Here is a 14007-nt window from a genome sequence, read left to right as displayed (position 1 = left end):
TGCGACCCCCACCACCACCCAACCCCCAGCCGGCCACAGGGCCCCACCACCCCAAGAAATCGCCACAACCCGCCAACTCCGGCCCCACCAACCTTCACCGCTCTCCACCCTCATCCAGCCGCGCCCCCCAACCACTCAGGGGCTCGCCGAATCCACTCCCAGCCAGCCGCAGACAGGGCTCCGGCAAGCCTGGTCGCCAGCCAGAGACGCACGAATGTCCCATTCGCTCCAACTCGCCACCGAAAGTTGTCCACAGGCCCCCGCGACCAGGGATTTTGTCCCCGCCGCCCGGTACGATGGCCTCGGGGTGGCCCCCCGGGTATGGGTGGGGGATGCCTACGCAACCATCTGTGTTGGCGTTGATCAAGAAGCGGCCGATGGGGCTTGTTGGGCCCTGTCCATCGCCGGCTCCAACCCACCTTCCGCCACTTACCCGAGGTGTCGCCAATGTCCATGACCGTCCCCGTGGCGGTGCCTTCCTCCGGTTTGCGCCGCGTCACCGTGGTGTCGCCACGCGCCCGGATGGACGTGGCGCTGCCGGTGCAGTGCACGCTCGCCGAGTTGGTCCCCCAGTTGGTCCGGCTGGCCGGCGCGCCGGAACGGCCGGGCCCGGACGGCAGCGGGTGGGCTCTGTCCCGCGTCGGCGGGCAGCCGCTGCCGCCGGGGTTGACCGTCGCCGCGGCGTCTCTGGGCGACGGCGAGGTGTTGCACCTGACCACACGCGTCGGGCCGAGCACGCCGCTGCTGTTCGACGACGTCGTCGACGCGATCGCGAGCGCGGCCCAGACCCGGCGCGGTGCGTGGCGGCCGACGGTCGGCCGGCGGCTCGGGCTGGTGTCGGCGGCGTTGTTGTTCACCGGCATGACGGCGTTCGTGCTCGCCGCACTGTCCGGGCAGCCGCAGGCGCCGATCGCGGCCGGGGTGGCCGCCGTCGCGCTGCTGCTCTCCGGTGCCGCGCTGGCCAGGGCGTACGGGGACGTGCCGGCCGCCTGCGCGTGTGCTGGCGCGGGCACCGCCGCCGCGCTCGCCACCGGCCTCACGGCGTTGCCGCCACACACGGTGTGGCCGGCCGGCGCGGAGTCGCTCGCGGTCGGGTTGGCCGCGGTGGCCCTGCACGCGGTGTTGGCGGTCGTGCTGGTGCACCGGGAGGTGTGGTTCATCGCCGTCGCGGTCGCGTCGGGTGCCGGTGCGCTGGTCACCGCGAGCGTGCTGCTTTTCGACGTCCTGCCGGTGAACGCCGCCGCCGTCGCGATGATCCTGCTGACCGCGATCACGACGCTAGCGCCGATGATCTCGCTGCGGATGGCCGGCCTGCCGCTGCCGAACGTGCCGGAGGACATGGACGCCTTCCGCGCGGACGAGCGGCCCGCGCTCGGCTCGGAGGTGCTCGGCGTGACGTCGTCGGCGGCCCGGCTGCTGAGCGCACTGGTGAGCGCGTTGGGTGTCGCCGCGACCGGATGCTGTTTCGTGGTACTCGGTTCGGCGTCGCCCTGGGCGGCGCTACTGGTGGGACTGGTTGGCACGGCGTGGCTTCTGCGGTCCCGCTCCTACGCCGCCGCGGCACAGCGTGTGTCGCTCGTCGCGGTCGGGCTGGTCGCGCTGACCGGGCTCGGTTTCCGCCTCTCGTCCACTGTGGATGATGACTGGCTGTTCGCGACGGCCGCGGTGTTGGCGTTGGCGGGCGCGCTCTGCGTTGTGTACGCGAGCCGGGTGGTGCGGGGCGCGAACTCGCCGTTCCGCGCGCGGTGGCTCGACATCCTCGAGTACATCGTGATGATCAGCCTGCTGCCGGTCACCGCGGCGCTGCTTGGTGTCTACAACGCGGTCCGGGACGCGGTGAGCTGACGTGGCACAGGGCTTACGGAGCCGGCCGGCTTCGCTGAACGGGAACGCGCACATCCTCAACGAGCTCGCCGGCTACCTGCGGGCCGGACGACTGGACGGCGAACTCGGCACACAGGCACGCGCTCCGCGTGCTCCACAGGAGATCGGCGACGAGATCGTGCGGATCACCCGCTTCGCCGCCGACCAGTGCGCGGACGTGGTCGCGCTGCTTTCCGCGCTGGCCACGAAGGTCCGGGACGTGGCGAACGCGCACGCCGGCTTCGACGACGCCAAGGCGGCCCAGTACCGCGCGGCGAGCGACCAACTGCTGCGGGAGGGCACGATGGTCATGCCCGACCGTCGGTGATCACGATGGCGTACTTCGCTGACATCAAACACATCTTCCTCGCCGAACCGAACATGGTCGACGTCAACGCGAAGGAATACGAGCGGTTCGCCGGGCTCGTCGAGAACACGGTCCGCCCGGAGATCACGGCGATCAACGGGAAGATCGACTGGGCGGGCGCGAGCCGCGAGGCGTTCGACTCGCGCGTGACCGAGGCACACACCTTCCTCGGCCACCTCGCCGGTGGCGTCAGGGCCGCCGCGAACGCGCTGAACGCATACGTGCCGAAGCTGGCGGACGCCAAGCGCACGGTCCAGGACGGCCGAAACGTGTCGCACGAGCTGCGCAAGGCGATGCGCCCATACCGCTGGCTACCCCGCGACGTCTCCGACGGCGGTGAAGACCCGTTGCGATACTGGGAAACCCTGCGCCCCGTAGTGGAGGCGGACGCACAGGTAGGTCCGCCGGCATCACGCGCGAAGGCCACCGCGGTGCTACAGCAGTGCCCGCCGCTCTACGAGAAGGCCAAGCAGCTGTTCGACACGGCGAAACAGACGGAGAAACAGGCACGCGTCGCGTGCGCCCCGGCACTGCGCAAGGCCTACGAGCTGCTGCCGGACTACCGTGTGGACTCCGCACTATCCACATCGGTCACAACGAACAACCCACAGCTGGCGGGCGAAGTCGCGGAGGCGGCCGGCGACCCCCACGTGCGCCTGCCCGGCACCGGCACAGCGCCAGCCGACGTCACCGCGACCGGCGCGGTTTCCCCTGCGCTGGCGGACATTCGCGCCGACGCGGCCCGAGTGCCGGGCGGCCACCTGCCCTGGGACTGGGACGACACCAAGCGGTGGGAACAGCAGCCAGGTGAACTGGACCAGTTGAAGCAGCAGTGGATCACCCACAACAAGGAGGCCATCAAGGCCGCCGCGGAGAAGTACGGCGTGCCGGCAGATCTGATGGGTGCCGTGGCCTACGAGGAAATCGGCGGCTCACCCCTCTCGTACGACGAGAAGGTCTTCTCACGCAGGGACACCTGGCCGAGTTGGCTGCTGGACGCGTATGACGGCGGGCGCGCGGCCTCCCTGCCCCCGGACTACACCTCCATGGGCGCGATCGACATGCAGATCAGACGCGCGGCCGACACACTCGGCTACGACGCCGCGGCGCTTACCGAGCCCCAACGCACGGAGATCATGAACTCGATGAGGGACGCCCGCGAGCAGATCTTCATCGCCACCAAGCATGTGGCCGACCTCAAGCAGGCAGCCGGCTACGGACTGATCGACCCGACCGCGCTGACCAACGCACAACTGGCGGAGATCGCCGTCAGGTACAGCAAGGGCCCGTACTGGCAGGATTACCTGAGCGGCATGGGCAGCGTCTACCTCAATCATCTGAACATCGTGCGCAACGGCAGACTGCTCGACTGATCCACAGGCCAGGATCAGCGCGTTCGCCGAACGCATGGGGGCGAGGGCCACCGGCCAGGCCAGTGCCGGCCCAGCCAGCAGGCGACGGTGGTTCCGCACCACCACGGCGGGTCCCTCGGTGGGGTGTTCGGCTGCGTCGAGCGGCCCGCACCCTTCGCCGGCAAGCCGCGCGAGACCCTCGACGAGACCGGCCGCGGGCCGCCCGAGGGCGGTCGAGCGCGGCCCGCGAGGTCCCACCAGCCAGCACTTGCCCAGCCCGCAGACGACGGCGTACCCGAACCACCACCGCGCATTCCTCGACGGGGAAGTCAGTCATACCGACCAGCCCACACCCTTCGGCACCCTTCGCACGCAACCCACGCGAGCCCTCAACGGGGCCAGCCGCCGGTCACTCGCATGCGGTCGCGCGCGGGCCTCCATCGGTCAGCTGCCAGCTGGATCAGTGGCTCATCCACTAGACCACTCACTGGCTCAGTGGGCTAGTGGGCTGGTGGCTCATCCACTCGTCCACCCTGTGGATCACTGGATCAGCCAGTGAGCCATTCATCCACTCACTGGCTAAGTGGCTCACTGGCTCATCCACTCAGCCAATTAGTGGCGTAGTGGCTGAGTGGACTAGTGGCTCAGCCACTGAGCCACTAGTCCACTTGCCCACCCCCTCAGTCAGGCCGGAACCCGCACCTTGGCGGTCGCCACCTCGTAGATGGCGCTGACCAGGGACGTGCTGCCGGTCGTGTCCTGGGACAGCTCCCAGTTCATGATGCCGCCGGCGTTCGCCATCGCCCACTGTGTCTTGCGCCGGATCGTCGGCAGGCCGTTGTAGCACTGCTGCGCGCCGCCCGCGGTTGTGCAGTCTCGGTTGGCGTTGGCCGAGTTCATCGAGACGAGCTGGGCGTACGTGTAGTAGCCGGGCCGGCTGTAGAACGGCACGCCCAGCACGGTCTTGCTCGCCGGCAGGCCGCGCGACTTCCAGTAGTTCGCCGACGCGATCGACCAGTCGTAGTTGGCGTGCGGGCTGCCGCCGTCGTAGGCCATGATGTTCAGCCAGTCCACGTAGCCGAACACCGCTGTCTGCACGCCCTCCGCGGTGCCGCCGTTGGAAACCACGGCCGCCGTGAGGAGCTTGCCCCGGCTGTGCATCGCAGTGCTCAGCTGCTGCATCAACGCCCTGAAGTTGTTTCCCGAGGCACCGGGGTCCGGGTACTCCCAGTCGATGTCGACGCCGTCGAGGCTGTACTGGTTCACGACGTTGACCACGCTGTTGACGAACGTGGTCCGCGTGCTGGCGTTCCTCGCGAGCGCCTCGAACGCGGAGTCGTCGCCGTCGTTCCACCCGCCGATGGCGAGCGAGACCTTGACGTTGTTGCTGTGTCCGCGGCTCACCAGCGAGGACAGCTTGCTCGGCGCCTCGATCGCCTTCAGCGTGCCGTTGGCGTTCGGCAGCGCGAAGGCGTAGTTGATGTGGGTCAGTTTGGTGTACTGGATGCTGTTGACGCTGCCGGACCACGACGGCATGTAGCCGACGCTCCGGAAACCGTTGGGTAGCGCCGCCGCGGCCGCCGGTCCGGCGAACGCCAACCCGGTCGCGAGAGTGGTCGCGACGAGTCCGGCCGCGCCCCACCGCACCCGGCGACGATGCCGGTGCAGGTTCGAAGACAGCATGAGCGTTCCTTCCAAAGCAGGGGGAAGAAGGTGTACGCGCGATCACGATAAGTGAATCGCGCGACTGTGCGCCGGGTCAAGAGTGGACACACGATTGGTTGAACCATTAGCGACAGATTGGTTAGTCAACCTTCCAAACCTCTGGCGCGCGTGGGCCGCGCCTGGTACCGTCCGCGGCAGCGGCTGGCTGACCCGGGACAGCGCTTGCTTCAAGCTAAGCGCAACTGCGAAGGGCCGAACGATTCCGCGTGTTCGACGCCGCCTTCGACTCGTTCGACGGGCCGCCGTTCCGTTTGACCCGGTTTGTTCGGAGCCATTGCGTCGCCGACCACGGCTGCGGTACTGCTGACTTCCCAGACTGTTTCCCGGCGGTTACGAAAGAATCCCGGAGGCACGCGATGTCAGCACGTTGGTCCCGCCGAGCTTTTCTCGGCCGAGCGGCCGCGGCCACGACCGGAGCACTGGTCGGCAGCGCCGCTCTCGGCCAGGCAAGCGCTTTCGCAGGCCAGAGCCCGGCACTGAGCCCATGGGACCAGGCCGACGCGATCGCGAATGCCGTGTGCCCACCGCGATTCCCGCGGCGGCACTTCCCCGTGACCCGGTTCGGCGCGGTAGGCGACGGCATCACCGACTGCACGCTGGCGTTCGCGAAGGCGGTGCGTGCCTGCGCGAAGGCGGGCGGCGGCCACGTCGTCGTCCCGGCCGGCCGTTACCTGACGGGCCCGATCCACCTCAGGAGCAACGTCGACCTCCACGTCACCGAGAACGCGACCATCGCGTTCAGTCAGGACCCCAACGCGTACTTACCCGCCGTCTTCACCCGCTGGGAAGGCACCGAGCTCCACAACTACTCACCGCTGATCTATGCGTTCGGGCAGCGCAACATCGCGGTCACCGGCACCGGCACGCTCGACGGCCAGGCCGACAACGCGCACTGGTGGCCGTGGAAGGGAAATCCGGCCTACGGCTGGCAACCGGGCGACCCGCACCAGGCCGCCGCACGCACCCGCCTCCAGACCATGGCCGAGCAGGGTGTGCCGGTCGAGCAACGGGTCTTCGGGAACGGCGACTACCTGCGGCCGAGCTTCGTCCAGCCGTACCGGTGCCGTGACGTGCTCATCGAAGGCGTCACGATCATCAACTCCCCCATGTGGGAGATCCATCCGGTGCTCAGCCGGAACGTGCTGGTGCGAAACGCGACCGTGGTGACGCACGGGCCGAACAACGACGGTTGCAACCCGAGTCGAGCCAGGACGTCGTGATCCGCGGCTGCACCTTCGACACCGGTGACGACTGCATCGCCATCAAGTCCGGCCGCAACGCCGATGGTCGCCGGGTGAACGTGCCCAGTGAGCGGATTCTCGTGGAGGACTGCGACTTCGCCGCCGGGCACGGCGGGGTGACCGTCGGCAGCGAGATGTCCGGCGGCGTCCGAGGCGTCTACGCAAGGAACCTCCGGCTGAGCAGCCCGAACCTCGACACGGCGTTGCGTTTCAAGACGAACTCCATCCGTGGCGGCTTCATCCACGACTTCCACGCCCGCGACATCACGATCGGCACCGTCGGCCAGGCCGTGATCACCATCGACTTCTACTACGAGGAAGGCCCCGGTCACGGCTTCAACCCCGACGTCACCGGCATCACCGTCGAGAACGTCACGGTCGAGCACGCGCAGCGAGCACTCAACCTGCGCGGTTACCCGGACAACCCGGTCGGCGCGATCCAGCTCACGAACGTCGACTTCCAGCGGACGGACCAACCGTCGGTCGTGGAGAACGTCGCGGGCCTCGTTCTGAACGATGTGACCGAGAACGGTGCGCCGATGGACGTGTGATCATGCCGGGGCACCCCGTTCGTGCGAGCATCGTGGGGTGAGATTCAACGAGGGTGCCGACCTCGACACGTCACAGGTGACCGACCAGCGCGGCATGGGCGGTCTGATCACCCTCGGCGGTGGCGGGCTGGGCATCCTCGGCGTGATCATCTACTTCGTGATCTCGCAGTTCGGCGGCGGCGGCACCGGTGCGGCACCCGGGTTCGGCGACATCGGACCGAACGAACAGGTCGGCTCGTCGTCGCTGGAGGAACGGTGCCGCACCGGCGCGGACGCGAACCGTGACGCCGACTGCCGCGCGGTTGCGTTCATCAACTCGATCCAGGGTTACTGGTCGACCCAGCTCGACGGCTACCGCCTCGCGGAGACGAACTTCTTCTCGGGCGGGGTGCAGACCGGATGCGGCAACGCGAGTTCGGCGACCGGACCCTTCTACTGCCCCGCGGACTCCGAGGTCTACATCGACCTCAACTTCTTCCAGGAACTGCAGCAACGCTTCGGCGCGGCCGGCGGACCGTTCGTCGAGGGGTACGTGCTCGCGCACGAGTACGGTCACCACGTGCAGAACTTGCTCGGAACTTCGGCGCAAGTCGGTCAGGCCACCGGACCAACATCGGGTTCGGTGCGGCTGGAGCTTCAGGCCGACTGCTACGCGGGCGCGTGGGCCAACCACGCGACGACCACCCCGACCGCGCAGGGCGAACCGCTGATCACCCAGGTGACCGACCAGGACGTGGCGGCAGCACTCGACGCCGCGGCCCGCATCGGTGACGACTACATCCAGCGCGAGCTGGGCGGCGGCGAGGTCGACACCACGCAGTTCAGCCATGGCTCATCGGCGCAGCGACAGAAGTGGTACACGGTCGGTTACCAGACCGGCGATCCGAGTCAGTGCGACACGTTCAACACGAACGACCTCGGATGAGCGAGTCCTCCGAAGAGTCTCCCGAGCCGCCCGACCAGCTGGCCAAGCTGCGGAAGGTGGCACTGACGTGCCTGTACCTGCTGATCATCGCCGTCACGCTGTGGGTTGTCGGGCAGGTGATCGCACGGCTGACCGTGATCGTCGTGCCGCTGGCCGTCGCGCTCCTGCTGGCCGCGTTGTTCGCGCCGGGCGTCACCTGGCTGCACGGCCGCGGCGTACCGCGCGGTCTCGCCGCCGCGGCCGTGCTGCTGACTGGTCTCGCCGCGGTCGGCGGGTTGATCTACTTCATGGTGTCCACGCTGGTCGACGGCCTGCCCGATCTCGGCGACCGGCTCGACGAGAGCTACCGGCAGCTGCGTGACTGGCTCACGAACGGGCCCCTCGGGCTCAGCGCCGAACAGCTCGACCGCATGCTCGACGAGGCGAAGGACTGGGTCACTCGCAACCGGTCGCAACTCGCTTCCGGTGCGCTCGGCGTGCTGGCGACGGCGGGCACGATCCTGGCCGGGCTCGCGGTGGTCGTGTTCGTGCTGATCTTCTTCCTGCACGAGGGCTCGCGGATGTGGCGCGGTACGACTGAGTTCCTACCCGAACCCGGCCGCACCCGGGTGCGCGAGGCCGGGGAGCGTGCTTTTCACGACCTCACCGCGTACATCCGCACGACCATGCTGGTGGCCCTGATCGACGCGGTCGGCATCGGGCTCGGGCTGTGGGTGACCGGGGTGCCACTCGTGCTGCCGCTGTCCGCGCTGGTGTTCTTCGGCGCGTTCGTGCCGATCGTCGGCGCGTTCGTGACCGGGATCGTCGCGGTGCTCGTCGCGCTCGTGAGCCAGGGCTTCATCGTCGCGTTGATCGTGGCCGGCGTGGTGATCGCGGTGCAGCAACTGGAGGGCAACGTGCTGGAGCCGTTGCTGATGAGCAAGTCGGTGAAGCTGCACCCGGTCGCGATCCTCGTCGCGATCACGGTCGGCGTCGAGCTCGCCGGCATCGTCGGCGCGCTGTTCGCCGTTCCCGTGCTCGCGACGGTTCGGGCGGCGTTCCGCTCTAGTTGAACAGGCGTGCTGGCACGGCGTCCGCGAGTGCTCGGTAGCCGGTCGGGTTGAGGTGCAGGTGGTCGCCGACGTCGTAGGCGGGCAGCAGTTGCCGTGGCGTGGCGGGGTCACGAACCGCCTTGTCGAAGTCGATCACCGCGTCGAAGCGGCCGCTCGATCGGATCCACTCGTTCACGGTTTGCCTTGCCACGTCCCGGGTTCCGGCCGGGTCGTCGTAACCCGTGTTGCCACCGAAGGGAAGCAGGGTCGCGCCGTAGACGTCGATGCCCTGGGCGTGCGCGCGCACGATGATCTGCTCGTACGCGGCGATGAGGTCGGCCGCGACCTGTTGCTGCGCCTCGGGAGTGGCGGCGGCCGTGCCGATGTCGTTGACACCCTCGAACACGAGCAGCCACTCGACCCCGCTCTGTGCGAGGACATCGCGGTCGAGACGGGCGAGCGCGTTCGGGCCGAGACCGTCGTTCAGCACGCGGTTGCCGCCTGCGGCCTGGTTGAGGATCGCGACGTCCGCGGTGCGTGGGTTCGTCTGCAGCCGGTCGAGCAACTGGTCGGGCCAGCGGTCGTTCCCGTTGGTCGTCGAGCCGCGGCCGTCGGTCAGCGAGTCGCCGAGCATCACCGCGCCGGACGTGCCGCGCGGGGAGAACACCTCGATGCCGCTGAGGAAGTACCAGTGGTCCGTCGGCGTGGCGCCGGGCAGGTCGGCGTCCGCGACGTGGTTGCCGGCCAGCAGGTGTGAGGTGGTACGGGAGCCGGGGTGCGAGGTGATGTTGTTCGACGCCTGACCCGTGGCGAGGTAGATCGTGACGGTGAGGATCGTTCTCGGGGCGACCCGGAACCCGAGCGGATCCGACACCATTTGCGCGCCAACGGGGATGACGGTGCCCGGCCGCCCGTTGAAGGTCAACGGCTTGGTGCTACCCGGCTCGATCGCGGACACGCCGGCGCGCCCACCGGCCGGCAGTGCGACCGACGCCGCGGTGATGGGCAATGCCGTGCCACCGAAGGCGTTCGAGAATCGGAGTCGCAGGTGCGGCCCGCCGACAGTGATCCGCACGGTTTGCCGCAAGGTGGCGTCGGCCATGACCAGGTTGGGCTGCGTGAACGGGGCCGGCGGCATGTTGCCCGGCTCGGTCAGCTGAGGCATCGAGGCCCAGGTGTTGACCCATTGTCCTGCCGCGACAGGGGCACCCGCGGCCGGCGTCTCGGCCGGCTGCACGGCGATGCCCACCGCGACGGCGAGCACCCCGACGAGACTGACCGCGAACCGTCTTCCGCGCATGGCTTCGTCGCCTTTCCCGAAAGTACCGAAATGTTTCGGAAATCATCCGGTCCTGACGGCAAAGTAGAGCACCACGCAATTCCGGGTCAACCCGGTGAATAGTCACCGAAATTTTCGGTGGTCATTCGCGTTGAGTCGTTCCCTTCGGTGCGCGGCCATCCGCACCGGGGAGTTCACGGCCCCGTAGCCCGCGTAGCCGCCGATGCGCTGGACGATCTCGAAGAACACCCGGTCGCCCAGGATGTGCGTGTAGAAGTGCAGGTACTCGCCGTGCTCGTCGCGGTCGTAGAGCACCGAGCACTCCCGCAGCTCGGCCAGGCGGGGCGGGGCGAGGCGCGCGTCGAGGTCGTCGTAGTAGTTGTCACCGATGTCCAGCAACGGTGCGCCTCGTGCACGCATTGCCCGGGCGGCCGCGATCGCGTCCGTGGTCGTGAACGCGATGTGCTGGGGGTCGGGCACGGCCGGCGCCCACTCGCCGCGACGTAACATCGCCACGTTGTGGACGATCCGGACCCGGCCGTCGCTGGCCGAGAGGCTGCGCACCAACCCGAACGGCGCCGCGAACTCGGCTTCGGGCTCGGATTCCAGGCCGAGCACCGACCGGTAGAACAAAGCGGTCTGGTCGACGACGTCGAAAGGTGCGGTCAGCGAAACATGGTCGATGCCGGTCAGCAGATCCGTCTCGTTGTCTTCGCCATCGACATCCGTTAGTTCGGCGGTGAAAGTAAGTGTTGTGCCATCTGGAGTAACTACTCCAGATTCCGCCGGTACAGCCAGCAGATGTTCGGCTCGCTGAAGCAGGACCTCCGGCGCGGTGCTCGCGACGCCGACCGTCGTGATCCGGGTCGTGGCACCCGTACGGACGGCGAGCGTGGCGTCGCCCTGGTGCCACAGCTGCACCGACTCGTCGCCATGCCGGTGCGTGGCGCGAAAGCCCAGTGCTGCCAAGGTGTCCGTGATCCCCGTGTCGTTCGACGCGACCTCGGCCAGCGCGTAGCCGGCCAGCGGCGGCGCGGCCGGCAGGTCACCGATCCCGAGCTTCTCCTTCAGCACCAGCAGGGAGCGCATGGCGTCGACGGCGGTGCCGCCCGGATCCGACTGGCGGAACACGTCGTTGAAGACCTCGAGCGACAACGGGCCGGCGTAGCCGGTGCCGAGGACGCGCTGGACGAACCCGGTGAGGTCGAACGCGCCCTGTCCGGGGAACAGCCGGTGGTGGCGGCTCCACTGCAGCACGTCCATCCGCAACCGGGGCGCGTCCGCCAACTGCAGGAAGAACAGCTTGTCGCCGGGAATCACCCGGATGCCGGACGGGTCGCTGCCTCGGGAGAGCACGTGGAAGCTGTCCAGGCACAACCCGAGCGCGGGATGCCCGGCCCGGCGCACGATCCGCCACGAGTGGTCGTAGGTGTTGACGAACCGGCCCCACGCCAGCGCCTCGTACGCGATGCGCATGCCGCGTTCGGCCGCCCGCTCGGCGAGTTGGTGTAGTTGCTCCGCGGCGAGGTCGTCGTCATCCACCGCGTCCGGGGACACCGACGAGCAGACGAGCATGGTGTCGGTGCCGAGTTCGGCCATGAGGTCGAGCTTGCGTTCGGCGCGGCGCAGGTTTGCTTCGAGAATGTCGGGTGGTACGGCCTCGAAGTCGCGGAAGGGTTGGTAGAGATCGATCGAAAGGCCGAGGTCCGCACACCGTTCGCGGATCTGTTTCGGCGACCACGACGAGCCGACGAGGTCGTTCTCGAAGATTTCGACGCCGTCGAACCCGGCGGAGGCCGCGGCGGCGAGCTTGTCGTCGAGCGTGCCGGAGAGGCAGACGGTCGCGATGCTCAGGGGGTTGGGCATGGCGTCTCCAGGAGTTGCTCGGGGATGTCCTCGAGGGTGGCGAAGTGCCCCAGCATTCGGTCGGCGTCCGGGGTACGCCCGGTGAAGAGGCGAAACGCGTCGGCGGCCTGGTAGACCGCCATCCGGCCGCCGTCGAGAACCCGGCAGCCCCTGGCGCGGGCGGCGTGCACGAGCGCGGTGTCGAGCGGCCGGTACACCACGTCGGCCACCCAGATCCGCGGGTCGAGCAGGTCGGCGGGCAATGGCAGTCCGGGATGTTCGTGCATGCCCGTGGGTGTGGCGTGCACCAACCCGTCCGCCGAGGCAAGGGCATCCTCGAGTTCACGTCCGACCACGACCCGCTCGCCCAGCTGGCCGGCGAGCGCGGCCGCACGCGCGGGCTCGAGATCGAACACGTCGACACGCCCGGCCCCGAGGCCCAGCAGCGCGTGAGCGCAAGCGGCACCAGCCCCACCCGCACCAAGCAGGACGACATGCGCCAACCGCGCCCCCGGCAAGCCGGTCCGAACAGCACGAGCGAAGCCGGTGGTGTCGGTGTTGTAGCCCATTGCTTCGCCGTCGCGAAAAACAACGGTGTTCACCGCACCAAGCGCCGCGGCCGTCGAATCAAGTTGGTCGAGATGCGCCAGAACCAGCTGCTTGCACGGATGCGTGACGTTCACCCCGTCGTACCCGGCGAGCCGAGCGGCGGCGATGACGTCCCCGACCGCCTCTGCGGCGAGCGCGAGGTCCCCGAGGTCGAGCCGCCGGTAGAGGTACCGCAGGCCGAGCAGGTCAGCCTCACGCTCATGCAACGCCGGACTCAACGAGGGCCCGATCCCGGTACCGACCAGCCCCACCAGGTAGCTGTCCACGCTAATGAACGTACCAGATAGTTAGTTACGTCCGCGATACATTGGGCCGATGGCACAGCCCGACCGAGTCCGGGACGCGGACCGCACCCGCGCCGAGATCATCGAGGTCGCGACCCGCGAGTTCGCGGACAAGGGGTACGCGGGCGCCCGGGTGGACGAGATCGCCGCGAAGATGAGCTCCACGAAGCGGATGATCTACTACTACTTCGGCAACAAGGAGCGGCTGTACATCGAGGTGCTGGAGCACGCGTACGCGGGCATCCGAGCGATCGAGCAGCAGCTGGACGTGGAACACCTGGACCCGGTGGACGCGATGCGCCAGCTGGCCGAGCTGACGTTCGACCACCACGAGTCGCATCCGGACTTCATCCGCCTGGTCAGCATCGAGAACATCCACCACGCGGAGCACATCGCGAGGTCGACCGTGCTCGGCGGTCTGGCGAACCCAGCACTGGACGTACTCACCCGAATACTGGCCAGAGGCCACGAGTCAGGCGCCTTCCGCGGCGACGTGGACCCGCTGGACATCCACATGCTGATCAGCTCGTTCTGCGTGTTCCGCATCGCGAACCGCCACACATGGGGCGCGATCTTCAAACGCGACATGCTGGACCCCGCCTACCGCCCCCAACACCGCCAAATGCTCGGCGACGTGCTCCTGGACTACCTGGCAGCCCGCTAACCCCCGGCGTCGCGGCTCCCCTCGTGCCACATGGGACCCGGCAAGCTCGGTTGGGCGCACGAAAGTCCCATTCGCTCGGACTCGCCACCGAAAGTTGTCCACAGGCCCCCGCGACCAGGGGTTTTGTCTCTGTGGCTTGGTACGATGGCCTCGGGGTGGCCCCCCGGGTATGGGTGGGGGATGCCTGCGCAACCATCTGTGTTGGCGTTGATCATGAAAACGGTCTCGGGTGATGTCGCGGGCCATGCGGCGCAGTGTTGGGGCGATGTTG

Annotated in this window: 12 protein-coding genes; 8 read left to right on the top strand and 4 right to left on the bottom strand. The window is 68.5% G+C overall.

The window, feature by feature from the left end; all coding sequences use genetic code 11:
• The first annotated feature begins 447 nt into the window (after positions 1-447).
• The 3 genes from eccD to VF106_RS17110 are packed head-to-tail and all read left to right on the top strand — an operon-like array spanning position 448 to position 3603.
• A complete protein-coding gene (eccD, locus tag VF106_RS17120) occupies positions 448-1845 on the top strand; it encodes a type VII secretion integral membrane protein EccD (RefSeq protein ID WP_330840722.1) in 1398 nt (465 codons plus the stop codon).
• A 1-nt stretch (position 1846) separates the two neighbouring features.
• On the top strand, positions 1847-2191 hold the full coding sequence (locus VF106_RS17115) for a hypothetical protein (RefSeq protein WP_330840721.1): 345 nt from the start codon (positions 1847-1849) through the stop codon (positions 2189-2191).
• Positions 2192-2196: 5 nt separating this feature from the next.
• Positions 2197-3603 (top strand): hypothetical protein, encoded by a 1407-nt coding sequence (locus VF106_RS17110; protein ID WP_330840720.1) that lies wholly within the window; start codon positions 2197-2199, stop codon positions 3601-3603.
• A 663-nt stretch (positions 3604-4266) separates the two neighbouring features.
• On the opposite strand, the gene VF106_RS17105 is transcribed toward VF106_RS17110, so the two are convergent.
• Complete coding sequence (locus VF106_RS17105; protein ID WP_330840719.1) at positions 4267-5265, bottom strand: glycosyl hydrolase family 18 protein; 999 nt, start codon at positions 5263-5265, stop codon at positions 4267-4269.
• A 398-nt stretch (positions 5266-5663) separates the two neighbouring features.
• Here VF106_RS17105 and VF106_RS17100 point away from each other — a divergent pair, with 398 nt between their 5' ends.
• Genes VF106_RS17100 through VF106_RS17085 form a run of 4 tightly spaced genes read left to right on the top strand, consistent with a single transcriptional unit; the run spans position 5664 to position 9076 of the window.
• Positions 5664-6527, top strand: coding sequence for a glycoside hydrolase family 28 protein (locus tag VF106_RS17100; RefSeq protein ID WP_330840718.1), 864 nt, complete (start codon positions 5664-5666; stop codon positions 6525-6527).
• Positions 6497-7099: a glycoside hydrolase family 28 protein gene (locus VF106_RS17095; RefSeq protein WP_330840717.1), complete on the top strand. Its 603-nt coding sequence runs from the start codon at positions 6497-6499 to the stop codon at positions 7097-7099. Before VF106_RS17100 ends, VF106_RS17095 begins: the two co-directional genes overlap by 31 nt.
• Positions 7100-7136: 37 nt before the next feature.
• Complete coding sequence (gene ypfJ, locus VF106_RS17090) at positions 7137-8024, top strand: KPN_02809 family neutral zinc metallopeptidase (RefSeq protein WP_330840716.1); 888 nt, start codon at positions 7137-7139, stop codon at positions 8022-8024.
• Positions 8021-9076 carry an AI-2E family transporter gene (locus VF106_RS17085; protein ID WP_330840715.1) on the top strand — a complete coding sequence of 352 codons (1056 nt, stop codon included), beginning with the start codon at positions 8021-8023 and terminating at the stop codon, positions 9074-9076. The genes ypfJ and VF106_RS17085 overlap by 4 nt, the downstream gene beginning before the upstream one ends.
• On the opposite strand, the gene VF106_RS17080 is transcribed toward VF106_RS17085, so the two are convergent.
• The 3 genes from VF106_RS17080 to VF106_RS17070 all read right to left on the bottom strand — a co-directional run bounded on the left by VF106_RS17080 (position 9069) and on the right by VF106_RS17070 (position 13054).
• Positions 9069-10355, bottom strand: coding sequence for an SGNH/GDSL hydrolase family protein (locus VF106_RS17080; RefSeq protein WP_330840714.1), 1287 nt, complete (start codon positions 10353-10355; stop codon positions 9069-9071). The two genes, VF106_RS17085 and VF106_RS17080, sit on opposite strands and share 8 nt — an antisense overlap.
• A gap of 102 nt (positions 10356-10457) precedes the next feature.
• Positions 10458-12200 carry a sugar phosphate isomerase/epimerase and 4-hydroxyphenylpyruvate domain-containing protein gene (locus VF106_RS17075; RefSeq protein WP_330840713.1) on the bottom strand — a complete coding sequence of 581 codons (1743 nt, stop codon included), beginning with the start codon at positions 12198-12200 and terminating at the stop codon, positions 10458-10460.
• Complete coding sequence (locus VF106_RS17070) at positions 12185-13054, bottom strand: shikimate dehydrogenase (RefSeq protein ID WP_330840712.1); 870 nt, start codon at positions 13052-13054, stop codon at positions 12185-12187. Before VF106_RS17070 ends, VF106_RS17075 begins: the two co-directional genes overlap by 16 nt.
• A 49-nt stretch (positions 13055-13103) precedes the next feature.
• Between VF106_RS17070 and VF106_RS17065 the strand changes: the two genes are divergently transcribed.
• Positions 13104-13736, top strand: coding sequence for a TetR/AcrR family transcriptional regulator (locus VF106_RS17065; RefSeq protein ID WP_330840711.1), 633 nt, complete (start codon positions 13104-13106; stop codon positions 13734-13736).
• Positions 13737-14007 lie beyond the last annotated feature (271 nt).

The organism is Actinophytocola sp., assembly GCF_036378875.1.
Classification (GTDB): Bacteria; Actinomycetota; Actinomycetes; order Mycobacteriales; family Pseudonocardiaceae; genus Actinophytocola.
The sequence above is the reverse complement of the archived record's forward strand: the minus strand, read 5'-3'. Positions and strand labels throughout refer to the sequence as shown.